The sequence below is a fragment of the Erwinia sp. GW821-FHT03D09 genome, assembly GCF_059420805.1.
Genome location: NZ_JBWKUK010000026.1, coordinates 19,882 through 38,915, shown reverse-complemented (window position 1 = coordinate 38,915; position 19,034 = coordinate 19,882). Strand labels below are relative to the sequence as shown.

Sequence of the window (19,034 nt, the reverse complement as noted above, 5' to 3'; positions counted from 1 at the left end):
GTACTGAAATCCTAAAAAAGATGCGGGTATCATGGGAGGCTTACGGGGAAATTTAGTGGATAAAATAACGGGCCACCGAAGTGGCCCGTCTGGGATTAACGCTGGCGGTGGCGCGAACGCGCCGGCTCTTTCGCCAGTAGCGAAACGACCGCCGGACCGGCCAGCATCACAACCCCTACGGCACCGAGCAGCAGGTTATTGTGAATCACCCGCGACAGTACCAGCAGCACTAACATCGCTGCACCGAAATAGTAAGTAGTTGTAACATCTTCAAGGAAATCGCCAATGCGCCGTAAACCCGGTACGCGTTGCGTTAACAGCATGGCGGCAAACACGCTGGCATACATCGCCAGCAGCAGCAGGCTAACCTGCAGCAGCGCATGGTGCTTCCATCCCCACACCAGTGCGGCAATCAGCAGCAGGTGTAGCGCGATGTGTAAACAGTTTTGCCCAGTGACAATCTGAATACGATTAGACCATTTCATTTATTTCTCCCGGCGGTCCATGACTGGCCGCCCAAGCATGTTACTGACACAGGCCAGTAACGCAGTTCTCCAGACTAACTCAACTTTCGGACAAATCCGCAAAAAAAAGCGCAATTAAGCACTCTTTTGTGACAAGGACTACACTTTACTCTTCACAAGTTGAAAGGGAGAGCGCGCTGATTATGTCACAAAATGCGCAAGGATTTTCATTTTAAATCCTGATGATTAATACACATATGGGTTTTACCCCCTTTAACCGACGTTTTATCCTGCCAGAACTGCGTGATGCAGTACGTGCTACCGGGGCCGATATTGTTCTCTTACAGGAGGTGATGGGCAGCCACCATCTGCATGCGCTGAAGGTGGAAAACTGGCCCGGCGTGCCGCATTACGAATTTCTTGCAGATTCGATCTGGCAGGACTTCGCCTGTGGCCACAACGCCGTCTATCCAGATGGGGATCACGGGAATGCCGTGCTCTCTCGCCTGCCCATTACCCAATTTGAGAATCGCGATATTTCCATTGCGGGAACTGAAAAGCGCGGCATCCTGCACTGCCAGATCGCCCTGCCCGGAAAAGCGGGAACGCTGCACGTTTTCTGTGTGCATCTGGGGCTTCGCGAAGCCGATCGCCGTGCTCAGCTGCTGAAGATCTGTCAGATGGTAAACGAACTGTCGCCCGATGCTCCGGTGGCGATCGCCGGGGATTTTAACGACTGGCGGCAGCGTGCCAACGATATGTTGCAACGCCAGGCGGGCCTGGAAGAGGTGTTCAGCCGGCAGCGCGAACGACCGACACGAACCTTTCCTGCACGCTTTCCGCTGTTACGGCTGGACCGCATTTACGTGTGCAATGTCAGTATCAGTCATCCGCAAACTATCCCGCTACGCCCGTGGTCACACCTCTCCGATCACGCGCCGCTGGCGGTGGAAATCCATCTATGAAACCAGCCTGGCGTGAAGGCAACAGCATCAGACTGCTGGAGAACGGTGAGGAATTTTTCCCTCGGGTCTTCGGCGCAATTCGGCGGGCGCAGCACAGCCTGCTGCTGGAAACGTTTATTTTGTTTGACGATGTTGGCAAAACGCCAGGTGATGCTGGTGTCGTTTATCTGTTACGCCTTTAACCTGACGCTCAGTACCTGGGTTGGCGGCGTGGCGATGCGTTATCGCCTTTACTCACGACTGGGATTAAGCAGCAGTACCATTACCCGAATTTTCACCCTCAGCATTGCCACCAACTGGCTGGGCTACGTGCTGGTATCCGGCATCGTGTTCAGCGCGAGTATGGTAAAAATCCCCGCCGGATGGTTTATCGGTTCGGGCACGTTACGAGCTATCGGTATCGGGCTGCTGCTGTTTGTGTTTGTCTATCTTCTACTGTGTGCCTTTTCACGCCGCCGCCGCTGGAGCATAAAAGGGCACAAGCTGGCGCTGCCTTCGCTGCGTATGGCGCTGGTACAGTTTGCGGTATCCAGCGCTAACTGGCTGGTGATGGGAGCGATTATCTGGCTGCTGCTGATGCAGAAAGTCGATTTTCCGCAGGTGCTGGGCGTGCTGCTGATCAGCAGTATTGCCGGAGTGCTTATTCATATTCCTGCCGGGATCGGCGTGCTGGAAGCAGTTTTTCTGGCGCTGCTGCGCGGTGAGCCTGTTACTCACGGCACGATTATTGCCGCGCTGCTGGCCTATCGCCTGCTCTATTTTATCGCCCCGCTGCTGCTGGCGCTGGTGCTGTATCTGTGGCTGGAGAGCCGGGCAAAATCGCTGAGAGAAAAGAATTTATCGGCGTGAAATAAAGCGGTCCGGGGAGGTACCCGGGACCGCTAACAGATAGAATCAGCGGCGGTTGCCAAAAATCCGCAGCAGCATCAGGAACAGGTTGATAAAGTCGAGGTAGAGCGTCAGCGCCCCCATAATCGAATAGCGACGCAGATTCTCTTTATCTTCGACGTTAATACTCTCACCGATATTTTTCAGCTTCTGCGTGTCATAGGCGGTCAGCCCGACAAACACCACCACGCCAATGTAGGTCACCGCCCACATCAAGGCCGTGCTTTTCAGCCACAGATTCACCAGCGAGGCGAGGACGATCCCGATCAGCGCCATAAACAGCATGCTGCCCATACCACTGAGGTCACGTTTGGTCGTGTAGCCCCACAGGCTCATCGCACCGAACATCCCCGCGGTTACCACAAAAGTGCTGGCAATGGATGAGTAGGTGTAAACGAGGAAGATACTGGCCATGGTCAGGCCGGTCAGCGCCGAATAGAGCATAAAGATGCCGGTAGCGACCGCCCCGCTCAGCTTCTGCACCATCATCGACAGCAGCACAACCAGCCCCAGCTGCACGATTATCAGACCGAAGAAGGTAATGCGGTTGGCGAAGACCAGCTGCATCACCTCCGGCGTATTCGCGGCATACCAGGAAACAAACGCCGTCAGCAGCAGGCCACAGGTCATCCAGCCGTAAACCTGTGCCATATAGGTGGACAGGCCGGTGCTGGCGCGTTGAACAATCGAATCACTGGAACGTGGATATCTGTCCATGATGCTCCTCTCAAGGATAAGTGAAGAAAACCGTTAATCTGTTCTCAGTCTGGCACACACTCTCCCGTCTGTGCCAGTTGCCAGCCAGACAAAGTTGCCCCGTTGAGCAAGGGTTGAACCTGCTACTGACGCGTCAGGCAACTCTGATAGCGGCTGTTCACTCGCTGGGCAAACCACGCAGTGGTCAGATTACGAGTAATTTTCGGGCTTTCCAGCCTGATGCCCGGCAGCACGGCGCGCGGCAGTTTTTTTCCGGCATCTTTATCGGCCAGCGCGAAAATCGCCTGCCACAGATCGCTTTTGCCGAAGTCCGCATCGTCACCTTTTTCCAGCGCGCGACGGATCGCCCGGTCGCTGTAATCCAGGCGTTTTCCCAGCGTGCGTAGCGCTTTTTCCGTTGCGCCGGCGCTGTCCGAACCATAGTTAATCAGATCGCCATCCAGCGCCAGTTTGATGCCGCTCAGTCGCGATACCGCCGCCTGGAAAGCGGCGTTGCGGCTGGCGTACCAGCCCGCGTTGTAGTCGGCAAAGCGGTAAAGCGGGGCTGGATAATCGGCCGGATAGCCCAGCAGATGTTGGGTACCGAACCACACTCCGCCACGTCGGGTGAACACCTCTCGGCGGATAGATCCGTCCGGCGTATAGGGATAGCCGCGGGCGTGCGCTTCGGCAAAGGCGATACTGACCTGCATCGGACCACCGGTGTGGATTGGATTCAGATTGCCGAACAGCTTCTGCCCCATCGGTACCATATTGATAAAATCATCGAATATTGCGCTCAGCTCTTTCTCACTCTTCACATTATCGAGCCGGTTTGCATAGCTTTTACCGTTCGGGGAATCGATCATCAGCGCGGTGCGCACGAGGAAGGACGGGATGTGCAGCTGGCCCGCGCGGCGGTCAATTTCAGCCCAGGCAATTTTCGGTAGCCCCGCGACGGGCGCATCGGCGTTGAAGTTAGATTCCTGTCCGGCCACGGCGATCACCGAGCAAATATTGCTGGCGGTCGGCGGGATATTCAGGCCGTTAAGCGCCACGAAAATATCCCCGGCCCAGCCCTGGCGGTCGCTGACGCCCGCAGGCAGCAGGTGGGTGATTTGCGTTTTCACGTCGGCGGGGCGCGGTGCCCCGGCTTGTTTTGAGGTCGGGCTGCTACAGCCTGCCAGGATCAGCAGGGCCAGCAAAGAGAGGCGACTCAGAGCGCGATAAAGCATGGATATCCTTACGATTAGCCCGATTTATGCGCTCAGACTAGCGGTTGATGCACCGTAGATCCATCAGATAAAGCAGTTTTACTCCGCCTTTTGCTGCCAGCGCCCGGCGGCCTGTTTATCGCTTTCGCGGGATTCTACCCAGCGGTCGCCTTCGGCGGTGGCTTCGCGCTTCCAGAACGGCGCACGGGTTTTCAGGTAGTCCATAATGAACTCCGCGCCGTCAAAGGCAGCACCGCGATGCGCACCGCTGACGCCCACCAGTACGATTTCGTCACCTGGGAACAGCTCGCCGATGCGGTGGATCACCGTCACCCGCTGCATTGGCCAACGCCGACGCGCCTCGGCCACGATATCGGCCAGCGCTTTTTCGGTCATGCCCGGATAGTGCTCCAGAGTCAGCGCACTGACGTTATCACCGAGATTGTGATTGCGCACTTTGCCGGTAAAGGTGACCACCGCTCCGTCACTATCACAGGCGGAAAGCCAGGCATACTCTGCGGCCATATCGAAAGATTCGGCACTGACCCGGATTCGCGTTTCCATCTCAGCCTCCGGTTACGGGCGGGAAGAAGGCAACTTCATCCCCGGCTCGCAAAGGGTGCTGATGTGAAACTAGCGTCTGATTGACCGCCGCCAGCAGCTTACCGGACTCCAGCGCCAGCGCCCAGCGATCGCTGCGTTCGGCCAGCGCCGCGCGCAGGGATTCAACGTCCGCATACTCCGCAGGGAGCTCAATACGATCGGTGCCGACCAGTTCACGTACCTGAGCGAAGAAAAGAATATTAAGCATGAGACACCGCCTGAAAATCACCGGATTTACCGCCGCTTTTGCTCAGCAGGCGACATTGTTCGATGCTGATATCTTTCTGCACCGCTTTACACATGTCATAGATGGTCAGCGCGGCCACCGAGGCGGCGGTCAGCGCTTCCATTTCTACACCGGTTTTGCCGGTCAGGCGGCAGAGCGTTTCTATGCGCACCCGGTGATGATCTGGCTGCGCTTCAAGCGCGACTTCTACCTTGCTCAGCATCAGCGGATGGCACAGCGGGATCAGCTCCCAGGTGCGTTTTGCCGCCTGAATACCGGCGATGCGTGCGGTGGCAAACACGTCACCTTTATGATGGCTGCCGTCGATAATCATTTGCAGCGTTTCCGGGCGCATCACTACGAAGACTTCAGCGCGGGCTTCGCGCACGGTTTCCTGTTTGGTGGATACATCCACCATATGCGCCTCACCGGCGGCATTAATGTGGGTTAGCTGGGACATATCAAAGCTTCTTTACATGTGAAACGAAATTGCACGGACGCGTTCTGGCATCGAGCTGATCCTGAATGATGCGCTCCCAGGCCAGCTGGCAGGCGGACGTTGACCCCGGCACGGCGAGGATCAGCGTCTGGTTGGCGATACCGCCCACCGCCCGTGATTGCAGCGTTGAGGTACCGATATCTTCAAATGAAACCATGCGAAACAGCTCGCCGAAGCCTTCAATTTCGCGGTCAAACAGCGGCAGTAAGGCTTCCGGGGTGCTGTTTTTGCTGTTGAAACCGGTACCGCCATTAATCAGCACCACCTGCATATCCGTGCTGGCAATCCAGCTGGATACCACCGCACGAATGTGGTAGCGGTTATCCGGCACGATGGCGCGATCGAGCACCTGGTGCCCGGCTTCGCTCACCGCCTCTTTTAGCCACTCACCCGAGGTGTCGCTGGCCAATGTGTGTTTGTCCGACACGGTAAGAATCGCCACGTTGAGCGCGATGAACTCCGCTGTACCTTTACCCATAATCAAATCCTTAGATTAACCGCCGATAAACGAGAGGTTTTGCGTGATGCCGGTATTGCCCTGGTGCAGGAAATGCGTTTGCTTTTTATGGCTGAGACTGCTGGCGATACGCGCCTGTAGGGCGTCCTGCTGATCGTCATTCTCCAGCAGGTCGCGCAGCGGCACGCCGCCGTCACCGAACAGGCAAAGATGCAGCTTACCGACCGCCGAGACGCGTAGCCGGTTACAGCTGGCGCAGAAATCCTTCTCATAGGGCATGATCAGACCGATTTCCCCCAGATAATCGGGGTGATGGAAGACCTGAGCCGGGCCGTCGCTGCGCGCGCGCGCCTGCAGGACCCAGCCGTGCTCGAGCAGATACTGACGTATGGATTCACCGGAAACATGCTGCTGGCGAAACAGATCGCCGCCTTCACCGGTTTCCATCAGTTCAATAAAACGCAGTTGAATGGGACGCGTGCGAATCCAGCCGAGGAATGAATCGAGCTGGCGGTAGTTAACGTCACGCATCAGCACGCTGTTCACCTTCACCTTACTGAAACCGGCGTCAAAGGCGGCATCAATACCGCGCATCACCTCTTCAAATTTATCCTGACCGGTGATGGCAAGAAACTGACGGGGATCGAGGCTGTCTACGCTGACGTTAATCCCGGTCAACCCGGCATCGCGCCACCGGGCAACGTCGCGCTGAAGGCGATAACCATTGGTGGTGACGGCCAGCTGGCGGATGCCTTTGTTTTCGCGCACGGCGGCTATAATATCGGTGAAGTCACGACGCATTGAGGGTTCCCCACCGGTGAGACGCACTTTTTCAGTGCCGGCGGCGGCAAACGCCCGCGTCACGCGGCGGATTTCATCCAGCGAAAGGAAGCTTTTATTATTTTCGCCCTGCGGCCGATAGCCATCGGGGAGACAGTAGGTGCAACGAAAGTTGCATACGTCAGTGATCGACAAACGCAGGTAGTAAAAACTACGCGCGTAATTATCCGTGAAATTTAACACCAGCTACACCTTTCCAATGTCGGGAGATGCAGGCATTTCTTTCTGCACCCTGGCAACTCTGGGTTGCGGCCAGGACACCGTATCCGCTAAGGACTTAGGTATCAGGGCTAAGTGTGATTTACCGCTCATCGGTAAACCAAGTTGGTTAAAATTTTAACGCTAAAGCAGACTGGATTCCAGTACAAAGTTTCGGTGTATATTATGATACATAACGATTTTTCCGCATTTTCGCTGCCGGTTAGCGTAAAATGCTAAACATAATTATTCTTGTATCGTGATGAAAAAATTCTATGCGTAATCGCACATTAGCCGACCTCGATCGCGTGGTGGCTCTGGGTGGCGGGCACGGTCTGGGCCGTGTGATGTCCGCTCTTTCTCCTTTGGGTTCTCGCCTGACCGGCATTGTCACCACCACCGATAACGGTGGCTCTACCGGACGCATTCGCCGTTCGGAAGGCGGTATTGCCTGGGGCGATATGCGTAACTGCCTGAATCAGCTGATCGCTGAACCGAGTGTAGCATCCGCCATGTTTGAGTATCGTTTTGCCGGAAATGGCGAGCTGGCCGGGCATAATCTCGGCAATCTGATGCTGAAATCCCTCGATCACCTCAGCGTACGTCCGCTGGAAGCCATAAATCTTATCCGCAATTTGCTGAAGGTTGATGCATTTTTGATCCCGATGTCGGAGCAACCGGTAGACCTGGTGGCCGTCGATACAGAAGGGCATCTGGTATATGGCGAAACCGAAATCGATCAGATGATCCATCAGCCGCAGGAACTGAGGCTGTCGCCGGTGGTTAGCGCCACCCGCGAAGCCGTAGAGGCCGTTGCCGAAGCCGATCTGATCCTGATCGGCCCCGGCAGCTTTTACACCAGCCTGATGCCGGTACTGCTGCTGCCGGAACTGGCGCAGGCGCTGCGTCGCAGCCCGGCAACGATGGTGTTTATCGGCAATCTGGGCAAGGAACTCAGCCCGGCGGCGGCAAAACTGACCGTGGCCGATAAACTGGAGATTATGGAAAAAGCGATTGGCAAGCGGGTGATTGATGCACTGGTGGTCGGCCCGGTCAGCGATACCAGCCAGCTCAGCGACCGGGTAGTCGTGCAGGAACCGCTGGAGGCGAACGATATCCGCTATCGCCACGACCGCCAGCTGCTGCGCAATGCGCTGGAGCACGCCATCCAGGCGATGAACTAGCTAAACGGCAAACAGCCCCCGTTGTGTTCCCTGGTCGCCTGGCTCGGCGTCAACGTGCCCCGCAAGACTGTGCGCTGCGGGGCCGGATTCAGGATAGTGAATCATCATTGCCATTCACCTCATTGCGGCGACTTTCCAATCTGTGAATGAGCGCCAGCCAATCAGCGCGACGTTGCTTACGAAGCGGCGATAAACAGCTCCCTCACCTGATGCAGCTTATCGCGCACCTCGGCGGCTTCCTCGAACTCAAGGTTCTGCGCGTGCTGCTGCATCAGTTCCTCCAGCTCGTGGATGCGTTTCTGCAGCCCCTGCGGGGACAGATCCACATAACCCGGATCGTCTTCCACAATGCTGCGGCCCTTCATGCTGCGCGGTTTGGCTTTGTTTTTCGCCAGCCCCTGCCCTAGTTCCAGAATATCGGCAATTTTCTTGTTCAGCGCCTGCGGCACGATGCCGTTTTCTTTGTTAAAGGCGTCCTGTTTCTCGCGGCGGCGCTCGGTTTCACCGATAGCGCGTTCCATCGACGGGGTAATCTTATCGCCGTACAGAATCGCTTTACCGTTGAGGTTACGCGCCGCACGGCCGATGGTCTGGATCAACGAACGTTCAGAACGCAGGAATCCCTCTTTGTCGGCATCGAGGATCGCTACCAGTGAGACTTCCGGCATATCCAGCCCCTCTCGCAGCAGGTTGATGCCCACCAGCACATCAAACTTGCCGAGGCGCAGGTCGCGGATGATTTCAACACGCTCAACGGTGTCGATGTCAGAGTGCAGATAACGCACCCGCTCGCCGTGCTCTTCCAGGTATTCGGTTAAATCTTCCGCCATGCGTTTGGTCAGCACCGTCACCAGCACACGTTCGTTAATCGCCACCCGCTGGCGAATCTCAGACAGCAGATCGTCAACCTGGGTACCGACGGGGCGCACTTCCACAATCGGGTCGAGCAGACCGGTTGGGCGAACCACCTGATCGATAACATCACCGCCGGATTTTTCCAGCTCGTAGTTGCCCGGCGTGGCGGAAACATAGATGGTCTGCGGGGCCAGCGCCGCAAACTCTTCAAACTTCAACGGACGGTTATCCAGCGCCGACGGCAGGCGGAAACCGTATTCCACCAGCGTCTCTTTTCGCGCCCGGTCCCCGCGATACATGCCGCCGATCTGCGGAATGGTGACGTGCGATTCATCAATCACCAGCAGGCCATCAGGAGGCAGATAGTCAAACAGCGTTGGCGGCGCTTCACCCGGACCGCGCCCGGAAAGATAGCGCGAGTAGTTTTCAATGCCTGAACAGTAGCCCAACTCGTTCATCATTTCGAGGTCAAACTGAGTGCGCTGACTGATGCGCTGTTCTTCCAGCAGTTTATTGTTGGCCAGCAGCACCTGACGGCGATCGGCCAGCTCCACTTTGATCTCTTCCATCGCCTGCAGAATACGCTCGCGCGGCGTCACATAGTGGGTTTTCGGATAGATGGTATAGCGCGGGATCACCGAGGTGATTTGCCCGGTCAGCGGGTCGAAAATCGACAGCCGTTCCACCTCTTCGTCAAACAGTTCAACCCGCAGCGCGTAGTCGTCGGACTCCGCCGGGAAAATATCGATGACCTCACCGCGCACGCGGAACGTACCGCGCTGGAAGGCCTGATCGTTACGGGTGTACTGTAGCTCTGCCAGACGCCGCAGGATCGCGCGCTGGTCAATCACCATGCCGCGCGTCAGGTGCAGCATCATCTTCAGATAGAGGTCGGGGTCGCCCAGGCCGTAAATCGCTGAGACCGACGCCACCACGATCACATCACGACGCTCCAGCAGCGCTTTCGTCGCCGACAGGCGCATCTGTTCAATATGCTCATTAACCGACGCATCCTTCTCGATAAAGGTGTCCGAGCTGGGGACGTAGGCTTCAGGCTGGTAATAATCGTAATAGGAGACAAAGTATTCCACCGCATTATCGGGGAAAAACTCCTTCATCTCGCCGTACAGCTGCGCCGCCAGGGTCTTATTGGGTGCCAGCACCATGGTTGGCCGGTTGAGATCGGCAATCACGTTGGCGACAGTAAACGTTTTTCCTGAACCCGTTACCCCAAGCAGCGTCTGGTGAGCCAGCCCGTCTTCCAGACCCTCTTCCAGACGACGGATCGCCTCAGGCTGATCGCCAGAGGGTTTAAAATCGGAGTTGAGTTTAAAGACTTTGCTCATTAGCAGGCTACCTGATGGAAATATGCACGAACCGGGTTCTAATTCTACTCCGCCATCGCTAATTTGCCAGTTAAAAATACTGGATAAATTAACAGTTAATTTGCATAATGCGAATCCGGAGGGCAAAGCCGCACTTTTGTGCGACAGTACGCAAACGACTGCGCACAAACTGTTACCGGGTTATCCCCATAACTTTTGTCATATTAACATTTGTCAAGCTCCGGCAGTTAAAAGCATGGCCGACTTTGACTCAAGAATTTCCGGCGCTTGATTTTAGTTAAATTGCTGATTTTAATAAAATTCAATAACAAGCCGAGTTTCGCGCCAATCAGAGCCAAAGCCGCGCCCGCTCTCGCTTTACGCAAGTTTTCACAATCTAATACACAAGGTTATCCACAGTAACAGTGGATAACTGATTACAGCGCTTGTAACGTCTGATGTGTATAAATCGTCCCCATCGCTCATAACCGCGGCTAAATATTTTTTTTTGTTTTTTTTTTCACACTTCAACGTTCTTTTTTGGATATGAAAACGTGGAATTCTGCATAGACAGCAGGAATTTTAAGCATCCCCGTCGTTCAGCTTTTAGCTCCCTCCTGCCATTTCACGCAGCAGCTGCACCACGCTTGATTAGCGGAGAGCACTACCGGGGTGCAGCATGCTGATTACCCGTGGAAATTGTTTAACGTTTCTGACAAATACAGCAGCAGAACTGAGGGTTCATTGAGTTTTTCATCGTTCTGAAGAGATGGCCCGTTAATTGCTTGTTAAACAGTTCGCCAGCTAAATCGCCCTGTAACACGGGTGCAATCGGATACTGTCTGGAGGAGAGTGCAAGATGCTGAGTTTACGTTCAATTAATCAATTTTATGGGCAAAACCATATTCTGTGGGATGTGGACCTCGATCTTCCCCCCGGCACCTGTACAGGAATCATTGGCCGCCCCGGAATGGGGAAGACCACGCTGGTTAACTGCATCATGGGACACCTGCCGATCAACAGCGGTTCGATGATTTGGCAGGAAGGCGATCTGCCACCGCAGGACCTGCTGCTACAGCCGGTGGAGCGGCGGGCTGCTCTCGGCATTGGCTATGTTCCACAGGGCAGGCAGATTTTTTCTCAGCTTAGCGTGGAAGAAAACCTGCAAATTGCGCTGCTGGCCGGGGCCGAACAGGAGCGCTACCGGGCTATTCCAAAGATGGTTTATGGCCTTTTTCCGGCACTCTATTCGCTACGCCAGCAGCGCAGTGGCGAACTGCCCCTCGACCAACAGCAGCATCTGGCGCTGGCCCGTGCGCTGGTACTGGAACCCAAGCTGCTGATTCTGGACGATCCCACTGAAGGGATGTCGCCGTGGCTGGAAGAGGAAATGGGCAATTTGATCTATCGGCTGAATCATGATTTCGGCATGACCATTTTGCTGCTGGAACAGCGCCTGTCGTTTATCCGTCGGGTGGCCGATTACTTCCTGCTGCTGCACCGCGGGCGAAACGTCGCCCACGGTAAAATGGCGCTGCTGGATGAAGGCGTGGTGAATACCTGGCTGACGGCCTGAGCTGCCAGGGGTGGCATCCCGGCGTTATTCCCGCGTATTCGCATCGGGGCGTCTGCCGCTATTATGGCAGCGATAGATACTGCGCCATCTGCGCCCTCTGCGCTTCATCGGGCAGATAAGGGATCTCCCCCAGCAGCGGCGAGGGCAGAAGCCGTCGTAGCGTCGCCGTATATTCAGCGTGGCGCTTGCCGACGGGCTGTACGCAGTTGGCAATCCAGCCCACCAGCGTCAATCCACTCGCCTTAATTGCCTGCGTGGTCAGCAGCGCATGATTGATGCAGCCCAGCTTAACCCCCACCACCAGGATCACCGGCAGCTGCTCCTGCTCCACCCAGTCGGCAAAGGTTTGATCTGCTGACAGCGGGGTAAACCAGCCTCCGGCACCCTCAGTCAATACCCAGTCAGCGTGCTGCGCTATCGACGACAGCCCGGCGGATAGCTGGCTGAAGGCGATAGGACGTTGCTCTTCCGCACTGACGATATGCGGTGAGGTGGGTTCGAGAAACGCCAGCGGATTGACCATCTCGTAGGGTAAATCCACGCTGGAAAACCGCTGCAGCAGCAGCGCATCCTCATTGCGCAACCCCTGAGCGGTCACTTCACAGCCTGACGCCACCGGCTTATAACCTGCACAGCGATATCCCGCCGCGCTGGCGGCCTGCAGCAGCGCGCAGCTGGCGGTCGTTTTGCCTATTTCCGTATCGGTTCCGGTAACAAACCAGCGTTTACTCACGTTCAATGACTCCTAAAATCAGTTTCCAGCTCAGCAGGCAGCCGCGCTCATCACGTTGCCATACCTGCTCAAGCTGCTGTAGTCGTTCACGGTTAAGAACATTGCATTCCCTACCGCGATGTAAATGGGTCACCCCGGTCCCTTTTAGCGAGCGTATCGCGCTAATGGCATCGGGGTAGGCCAGCGTCAACGTTAAACGGTGCAACTGTATATTCATGTCTGCCCCGGCCTGCGCGATTTCGTCGGCGGTAAGCTGGGGATTAAGGGGCACCCCGGCCCCCAGGGCTTCCCACGCGGCGGCCACCTCGTGCAGCGATCCGGCTTCGAGGGTTGAAAACAGCACCTGTCCCCCCGGGCGAGTCACCCGGTGCAGTTCGCTCAGCCCCTGGCGCAGATCGCTGCACCACTGCACGGCGAGGTTGCTCCAGCAGAGGTCGAAGCTGGCATCCGCGAACGGCAGCGCCTCGATATCTCCCAGCCGGTAGTGCGACGCTACCGCCAATGATTCCGCCTGACGCAGCATTTCTGCCGAGAGATCCAGCGCGGTAACCCGATGTCCATTCGCCTGCCAGCGCTGACTGAACCAGCCCGTACCGCAGCCCGCATCCAGTACCTGCATCGCGCCATCACATCTTGCCAGCATCATCAGCCGTTCACCGCACAGCCGCTGAAGTTCGGCATGCTGGTTATAGCCTGATGCAGCGCGGCCAAAAGCAACGGCAACCGCCTGTTTATCAACCGTCTGTAGCATGCAGCACCTCCAGCAGACGATCGATATCGTCCGGCAGATGCGCCGCGCTCAGCGTAATACGCAGCCGTGCGGTGCCGGGTGGTACGGTCGGCGGCCGAATCGCGCTCACCCAGCATCCCTGCTGCCGTAGCCGCGCAGCCAGTTCCACGGCGGCCCCTTCCTCGCCCACTAACAGCGGCTGAATCGCACTGTCGGAATTCATCATCTGCCAGCGCAGACCAGCGGCTCCGGCGCGAAAGCGGGCGATATTCTGTCGCAGGCGCTGGCGCAGTTCGTCACCCTGCTGCACGCAGCGCAGCGCCTCCTGCAGTGCACAGACCTGAGCGGGCGGCATGGCGGTGCTGTAAATCAGATGGCGGGCAAACTGCAGCATAAATTCGGCGGTGTCGTCATCGCACAGCAGCGCCGCGCCGCTGACACCGAACGCTTTACCAAAAGTAATGATTTGCAGATTGGGCTTAACGTCCTGCTGCCAGCAGCTGCCCCGCCCCTGTTCACCGCAGACGCCAATACCGTGCGCATCATCCACCAGCAGCCAGGCGTTATGCTGCTGCGCCAGCTGATGCAGCGCCGCCAGCGGCGCGCTGTCGCCATCCATGCTGAAAATCCCTTCCGTGACCACCAGTGTTTCACCGCTGCACGGACCCGCCAGCCTGGCGGCCAGCGCCTGGGGCTGGTTATGGGCAAAGCGGCGCAGCGTCGCCGGGCTGTGGCTGGCGGCCTCTAACAGCGAAGCGTGGCTGAGTTTGTCGGCCAGGATGCGATCGTCTTTGCCTGCCAGCACCGTGATAACCGCCTGATTGGCGGCAAAACCCGAGATAAACAGCAGCGCACGAGGGTAGCCCAGCCAGTCGGCCAGCTGCTGCTCCAGATCCACCTGAGGAGTACGAAATCCGGTGATGTGAGCCGAGCCGCCTGCGCCAACGCCATAGCGCGCCGCGCCCTGCTGCCAGGCGTTCACAATGCGCGGATGATGGCTCAGCCCAAGGTAATCGTTGGCAGAAAAATTAAGGTAGCCCGACCCTGCTATGCTCAGGCTGCGGGCATCGGCCTGCTGGCAGACCGTGCGCTGGCGGTACTGACCGGTTTGGCTGCGCTGCTCCAGCGACTGCTTAACGCGTTGCGACCAGCTCATTACAGGGCCGCGTTGTAGAACTGTTCGGTGTCAGCAGTCATCAGCTGTGCGGCAAGCGCCTGCTGCTGTTCATGATCCCCGGCATGGGTTGCGGTATGCTGCGGATTCAGACCAAGTTTACGGAACAGGAGCAGATCCTTATCCTCCTCCGGGTTCGGGGTGGTCAGCAGCTTGCAGCCGTAGAAAATCGAGTTAGCGCCGGCCATAAAGCACATCGCCTGGGTCTGCTCGCTCATCTGCTCGCGCCCGGCAGACAGACGCACGTGGGAACGCGGCATCATAATTCTCGCCACCGCGATAGTGCGGATAAAATCAAACGGGTCAACGTCCTCGTTATCCGCCAGCGGCGTGCCCTTAACTTTCACCAGCATATTGATCGGCACGCTTTCCGGCGGCGTCGGCAGGTTCGCCAGCTGTACCAGCAGCCCGGCACGATCGCTGACCGTTTCGCCCAGTCCAACGATGCCTCCGGAGCAGACTTTAATCCCGGCATCGCGCACCTTGCCGAGGGTGTCCAGGCGTTCCTGATAGCTGCGGGTAGTGATGATGCTGCCGTAAAATTCCGGCGAGGTGTCGAGGTTGTGATTGTAGAAATCCAGCCCGGCGGAGGCCAGCCGCTGCGCCTGCTGCTCGCTCAGCGTACCGAGGGTCATACAGGTTTCCAGTCCCATTGCCTTCACGCCCTGCACCATTTGCTCCAGATACGGCATATCGCGCTCGTGCGGATTTTTCCACGCCGCTCCCATGCAGAAGCGACCGGAGCCGGCAGCTTTCGCCTTGCGTGCGGAGTTCAGCACCTCCTCCACTTCCATCAGCCGTTCCGACTCCAGCCCGGTTTTATAGCGCGCGCTTTGCGGGCAGTATTTGCAGTCCTCCGGACAGGCTCCGGTTTTGATCGACAGCAGCGTGCTGACCTGCACCTGACGCGGGTCAAAATGCTGGCGGTGGATCTGCTGCGCTTCAAACATCAGTTCGATAAACGGCTTATCAAACAGCGCCTGCGTCTGTGAAAGGGTCCAACGTTTTGCCATTGCTTGCTCCAAAAAAGTCTGTCAATTGTCTTCACGGCCTGGTTATACTTGTAAACTAAATTTTTTATTTTTGGTTTACAAGTGATTTATGACCCCAGCCGATCTTGCTTTTGACCGTGACCATATCTGGCATCCCTATACCTCAATGCGCGATCCGCTGCCCTGCTATCCGGTCGTCACCGCGCAGGAATGTCGCTTACAGCTGGCCGATGGTCGGCAGCTGGTTGACGGCATGTCGTCATGGTGGGCAGCGGTTCACGGCTACAACCATCCGCGCCTGAATCAGGCATTACAAAACCAGATGGCGCAGATGTCGCACGTGATGTTCGGCGGCATCACGCATCCGTCGGCGGTAGCGCTGTGCCGTCGGCTGGTCGCCATCACCCCCGCGCCGCTGGAATGCGTGTTCCTGGCGGATTCCGGTTCGGTGGCGGTTGAGGTGGCAATGAAGATGGCTCTGCAGTTCTGGCAGGCGCGCGGTGAAAAACGCCAGCGCTTTCTGACCCTGCGCAACGGCTATCACGGCGATACCTTTGCGGCGATGTCGGTGTGCGATCCGCAGAACTCGATGCACAACCTGTATCAGGGCTATCTGCCCGAGCATCTGTTCGCCCCTGCCCCGGAGTGCCGTTTTGACGATGTGTGGCAGGAAAGCGATGCCGATGCGCTGGAGCAGCTGATCGTCAGCCATCATCGACAGCTGGCTGCGGTGATCCTTGAACCGATTGTGCAGGGCGCAGGCGGGATGCGTTTCTATCACCCGCGCTATCTGCAACGGGTACGCGAACTCTGCGATCGCTATCAGCTGCTGCTGATCGCCGATGAGATTGCCACCGGTTTTGGCCGCACCGGCAGGCTGTTTGCCTGCGAACACGCGGGGATCGTACCGGATATTCTCTGCGTCGGTAAAGCTCTGACCGGCGGCACGATGACGCTTTCCGCCACGCTGACCACCCGGCAGGTGGCGGATACCATCAGCAACGGCGCGGCGGGCTGCTTTATGCATGGCCCGACATTTATGGCCAACCCGCTGGCCTGTGCGGTGGCGGACGAGTCCCTGGCAATACTGGAAGAGAACCACTGGCCCGAACAGGTCGCGGCGATTGAAGCACAGCTGCGCGAGGCGCTGATGCCGTTAAAAGCCGCCGCCGAAGTTACCGACGTGCGGGTGCTGGGCGCGATTGGCGTGGTGGAAACCCGCCGACCGGTGGACGTGGCCGCCATTCAGCGGTTCTTTGTGGAAAGCGGTGTGTGGATACGTCCGTTTGGTCGCCTGATTTATCTGATGCCACCCTACATCATTTCCCGCGACGAGCTGGAAACGCTGACCGCGGCTGTTGCTACCGCCGTGGATAATTCGCAGCTGTTTAAGGCTACCTGAAGGCACGCAGCGCGAGGCAGCCGCAGGCCGTATGCACTACGCTTTTAGCATTGTGTGTGCGGCACTGAAGCCGGGCACAAGATACCGGAGGTTCTTTTATGACACAAGATAAGCAAACCAACCGTCGCATCCTGCTGGCTTCACGCCCGCACGGCGCACCGACGGAAAACAATTTCCGTCTGGAAGCCCAGCACGTCCCTGCCCCCAAATCCGGCCAGGTGCTGCTGCGCACCGTTTGGCTGTCACTCGACCCGTATATGCGCGGACGGATGAGCGATGCGCCCTCCTACGTTGCCCCCGTTGGGCTGGGCGAAGTGATGTGCGGCGGCACCGTCTCGGTTGTCGAACAGTCTGAACATGCCGACTACGCCGTCGGTGACTGGGTGGTCAGCAACAGCGGCTGGCAGGATTTTTCCCTGTCCGACGGTCGCGATTTATTTAAACTCAGCGGCCCGGTACTGAAGCATCCTTCCTACGCCTTAGGGATTCTGGGCATGCCCGGCTTCACCGCCTATATGGGACTGCTGGATATCGGTAACCCGCAGCCGGGGGAAACCGTGGTCGTGGCCGCGGCAACCGGCGCGGTGGGTTCACTGGTGGGCCAGATTGCCAAACTGAAAGGCTGCCACGTGGTCGGTATTGCTGGCGGTGCCGAAAAATGTCGCTATGCCGAACAGGTGCTGGGCTTCGACCGCTGCCTGGATCATCGTGACGACAATCTGGCGCAACAGCTCAGCCGCCACTGCGCAGAGGGGATCGACGTCTATTTTGAAAGTGTGGGAGGCAAAGTATTTAACACCGTGCTGCCGCTGATGAATACCAAAGGCCGTATTCCCGTCTGCGGTCTGATTGCCGATTACAATAGCACTGACCTGCCCGCCGGCCCGGACCGCCTGCCGCTGCTGCAAAGCGCTATCCTGCGTAAGCGCCTTCGCGTGCAGGGCTTTATCATCAATCAGGATTACGGCCATCGCTTTGACGAATTCTTCCGCCAGATGAGCCATTGGGTAGCGGAGGATCGTCTGGTATTCCGCGAAGATGTGGTGGACGGCCTGGATAACGCACCGGAAACGCTGATTGGCCTGCTGGAGGGGAAAAACTTCGGCAAGGTGGTGGTTCGGGTGGCGGGCGATACACCAGCGTAAACGCGGCAAAGGCCATCATCCTTGTTTGCGATGCAGTAAAGAGCCCTGGTACAGATATCCAGGCAACGCGGTTTCATCGCTCATAAAGATGACGTCGTGATGAGCTGCAGAACCCGGCGGCAGTCCATGTGCAGCACGCTGGTGCCGCCGCCGCCCCAGATGTGATACCTTTTCGGCGTTGGCTGCGCAGGCAGCCGGGATGACCTTTGCCGCCGCAGAGCGGCTGAAAATGGCTGACATCTTCACTGACAGGAGAAGGAATGAAACTGTTTAGCACGAGTTTTAACGATGGCGATAAGCTGCCGGAGCGCCAGGTATTAAATGCCATGGGCTACCAGGGCGAGAACCTGTCGCCGCATCTGGCGTGGGATGAGGTTCCGGCCGGAACCAAAAGCTTTGTGGTGACCTGCTACGATCCCGATGCGCCGACCGGCTCCGGCTGGTGGCACTGGGTGGTGGCAAACCTGCCGGCGGATACCCGTGAACTGCCGGAAGGCGCCGGTTCCGGCGTCGCCGAATTGCCTGCCGGATCGCTGGAAACCCGCACCGACTTCGGTACCGCCGGTTACGGCGGCGCGGCACCGCCGAAAGGTGAACATCACCGCTACATCTTCACCATTCACGCACTGGACGTGGAGAAGCTGGACGTGGATGAGAACGCCAGCGCGGCAATGGTCGGTTTTAACGTGCATTTCCACACGCTGGGCAGCGCGGCAATTACCGCTATTTACACCTGATCTGCGCTTAGAAATGGCTATCGCGCAGGGTCTGATTCTGCGCGACCGCAAGATTTCGACGTTACGCGGCCATTTTTCAAATCTGGCAGTCGTCGCGCATAAAAAAAGGCAATCTTCGGATTGCCTTTTTC

19 protein-coding genes, 2 pseudogenes and 1 riboswitch are annotated in these 19,034 nt (G+C 57.4%); of the genes and pseudogenes, 8 read left to right on the top strand and 13 right to left on the bottom strand.

The window, feature by feature from the left end; genetic code table 11:
- Positions 1–95: 95 nt before the first annotated feature.
- Positions 96–485 (bottom strand): YbhQ family protein, encoded by a 390-nt coding sequence (locus tag AC07U6_RS20855; protein ID WP_105591138.1) that lies wholly within the window; start codon positions 483–485, stop codon positions 96–98.
- A 221-nt stretch (positions 486–706) separates the two neighbouring features.
- On the opposite strand from AC07U6_RS20855, the gene AC07U6_RS20850 reads away from it, so the two are divergent.
- The 3 genes and pseudogenes from AC07U6_RS20850 to AC07U6_RS20840 all read left to right on the top strand — a co-directional run.
- On the top strand, positions 707–1,429 hold the full coding sequence (locus AC07U6_RS20850; protein ID WP_494762069.1) for an endonuclease/exonuclease/phosphatase family protein: 723 nt from the start codon (positions 707–709) through the stop codon (positions 1,427–1,429).
- A pseudogene (locus AC07U6_RS20845) lies at positions 1,426–1,569 on the top strand (cardiolipin synthase ClsB); the annotation flags it as partial. The gene AC07U6_RS20850 and the pseudogene AC07U6_RS20845, both read left to right, overlap by 4 nt.
- A pseudogene (locus AC07U6_RS20840) lies at positions 1,556–2,278 on the top strand (lysylphosphatidylglycerol synthase domain-containing protein); the annotation flags it as partial. The pseudogenes AC07U6_RS20845 and AC07U6_RS20840, both read left to right, overlap by 14 nt.
- A 45-nt stretch (positions 2,279–2,323) precedes the next feature.
- Here the strand turns inward: AC07U6_RS20840 and AC07U6_RS20835 are convergent.
- From AC07U6_RS20835 to moaA, 7 genes are all read right to left on the bottom strand, one after another.
- Positions 2,324–3,034, bottom strand: coding sequence for a Bax inhibitor-1/YccA family protein (locus tag AC07U6_RS20835; protein WP_494762068.1), 711 nt, complete (start codon positions 3,032–3,034; stop codon positions 2,324–2,326).
- A 122-nt stretch (positions 3,035–3,156) separates the two neighbouring features.
- On the bottom strand, positions 3,157–4,248 hold the full coding sequence (locus AC07U6_RS20830; protein WP_494762067.1) for a DUF1615 domain-containing protein: 1,092 nt from the start codon (positions 4,246–4,248) through the stop codon (positions 3,157–3,159).
- 78 nt (positions 4,249–4,326) lie between these two features.
- Positions 4,327–4,791: a molybdopterin synthase catalytic subunit MoaE gene (moaE, locus tag AC07U6_RS20825; protein WP_494762066.1), complete on the bottom strand. Its 465-nt coding sequence runs from the start codon at positions 4,789–4,791 to the stop codon at positions 4,327–4,329.
- 1 nt (position 4,792) lies between these two features.
- Complete coding sequence (moaD, locus tag AC07U6_RS20820; RefSeq protein ID WP_105591131.1) at positions 4,793–5,038, bottom strand: molybdopterin synthase sulfur carrier subunit; 246 nt, start codon at positions 5,036–5,038, stop codon at positions 4,793–4,795.
- Positions 5,031–5,516 carry a cyclic pyranopterin monophosphate synthase MoaC gene (gene moaC / locus AC07U6_RS20815; protein WP_494762065.1) on the bottom strand — a complete coding sequence of 162 codons (486 nt, stop codon included), beginning with the start codon at positions 5,514–5,516 and terminating at the stop codon, positions 5,031–5,033. The genes moaD and moaC overlap by 8 nt, the downstream gene beginning before the upstream one ends.
- Before the next feature lies 1 nt (position 5,517).
- Positions 5,518–6,033, bottom strand: coding sequence for a molybdenum cofactor biosynthesis protein B (gene moaB, locus AC07U6_RS20810; RefSeq protein WP_494762064.1), 516 nt, complete (start codon positions 6,031–6,033; stop codon positions 5,518–5,520).
- Between the two features lie 15 nt (positions 6,034–6,048).
- Positions 6,049–7,035, bottom strand: coding sequence for a GTP 3',8-cyclase MoaA (gene moaA / locus AC07U6_RS20805; RefSeq protein ID WP_494762063.1), 987 nt, complete (start codon positions 7,033–7,035; stop codon positions 6,049–6,051).
- Positions 7,026–7,161: riboswitch (molybdenum cofactor riboswitch) on the bottom strand. (Overlaps the previous gene by 10 nt.)
- Positions 7,162–7,325: 164 nt before the next feature.
- Between moaA and yvcK the strand changes: the two genes are divergently transcribed.
- On the top strand, positions 7,326–8,234 hold the full coding sequence (gene yvcK / locus AC07U6_RS20800) for a uridine diphosphate-N-acetylglucosamine-binding protein YvcK (protein ID WP_494762062.1): 909 nt from the start codon (positions 7,326–7,328) through the stop codon (positions 8,232–8,234).
- 176 nt (positions 8,235–8,410) lie between these two features.
- Here yvcK and uvrB read toward each other — a convergent pair whose 3' ends face one another.
- The gene (gene uvrB, locus AC07U6_RS20795; RefSeq protein ID WP_494762061.1) at positions 8,411–10,435 is read right to left on the bottom strand and encodes an excinuclease ABC subunit UvrB; all 2,025 of its coding nucleotides are present in this window, start codon (positions 10,433–10,435) and stop codon (positions 8,411–8,413) included.
- An 838-nt stretch (positions 10,436–11,273) separates the two neighbouring features.
- Between uvrB and AC07U6_RS20790 the strand changes: the two genes are divergently transcribed.
- A complete protein-coding gene (locus AC07U6_RS20790) occupies positions 11,274–11,990 on the top strand; it encodes an ABC transporter ATP-binding protein (RefSeq protein ID WP_494762060.1) in 717 nt (238 codons plus the stop codon).
- 61 nt (positions 11,991–12,051) lie between these two features.
- On the opposite strand, the gene bioD is transcribed toward AC07U6_RS20790, so the two are convergent.
- Genes bioD through bioB form a run of 4 tightly spaced genes read right to left on the bottom strand, consistent with a single transcriptional unit; the run spans position 12,052 to position 15,640 of the window.
- Positions 12,052–12,723 carry a dethiobiotin synthase gene (gene bioD, locus AC07U6_RS20785; RefSeq protein ID WP_494762059.1) on the bottom strand — a complete coding sequence of 224 codons (672 nt, stop codon included), beginning with the start codon at positions 12,721–12,723 and terminating at the stop codon, positions 12,052–12,054.
- The gene (bioC, locus tag AC07U6_RS20780) at positions 12,716–13,474 is read right to left on the bottom strand and encodes a malonyl-ACP O-methyltransferase BioC (RefSeq protein WP_494762058.1); all 759 of its coding nucleotides are present in this window, start codon (positions 13,472–13,474) and stop codon (positions 12,716–12,718) included. The genes bioD and bioC overlap by 8 nt, the downstream gene beginning before the upstream one ends.
- Positions 13,458–14,609 carry an 8-amino-7-oxononanoate synthase gene (gene bioF / locus AC07U6_RS20775; RefSeq protein ID WP_494762057.1) on the bottom strand — a complete coding sequence of 384 codons (1,152 nt, stop codon included), beginning with the start codon at positions 14,607–14,609 and terminating at the stop codon, positions 13,458–13,460. The genes bioC and bioF overlap by 17 nt, the downstream gene beginning before the upstream one ends.
- The gene (bioB, locus tag AC07U6_RS20770) at positions 14,609–15,640 is read right to left on the bottom strand and encodes a biotin synthase BioB (protein WP_494762056.1); all 1,032 of its coding nucleotides are present in this window, start codon (positions 15,638–15,640) and stop codon (positions 14,609–14,611) included. Before bioB ends, bioF begins: the two co-directional genes overlap by 1 nt.
- Before the next feature lie 88 nt (positions 15,641–15,728).
- Here bioB and bioA point away from each other — a divergent pair, with 88 nt between their 5' ends.
- The 3 genes from bioA to AC07U6_RS20755 all read left to right on the top strand — a co-directional run bounded on the left by bioA (position 15,729) and on the right by AC07U6_RS20755 (position 18,903).
- Positions 15,729–17,021 (top strand): adenosylmethionine--8-amino-7-oxononanoate transaminase, encoded by a 1,293-nt coding sequence (gene bioA / locus AC07U6_RS20765; protein WP_494762055.1) that lies wholly within the window; start codon positions 15,729–15,731, stop codon positions 17,019–17,021.
- Positions 17,022–17,119: 98 nt separating this feature from the next.
- On the top strand, positions 17,120–18,166 hold the full coding sequence (gene curA, locus AC07U6_RS20760; protein WP_494762054.1) for an NADPH-dependent curcumin/dihydrocurcumin reductase: 1,047 nt from the start codon (positions 17,120–17,122) through the stop codon (positions 18,164–18,166).
- A 260-nt stretch (positions 18,167–18,426) separates the two neighbouring features.
- The gene (locus AC07U6_RS20755) at positions 18,427–18,903 is read left to right on the top strand and encodes a kinase inhibitor (RefSeq protein ID WP_494762053.1); all 477 of its coding nucleotides are present in this window, start codon (positions 18,427–18,429) and stop codon (positions 18,901–18,903) included.
- Positions 18,904–19,034 lie beyond the last annotated feature (131 nt).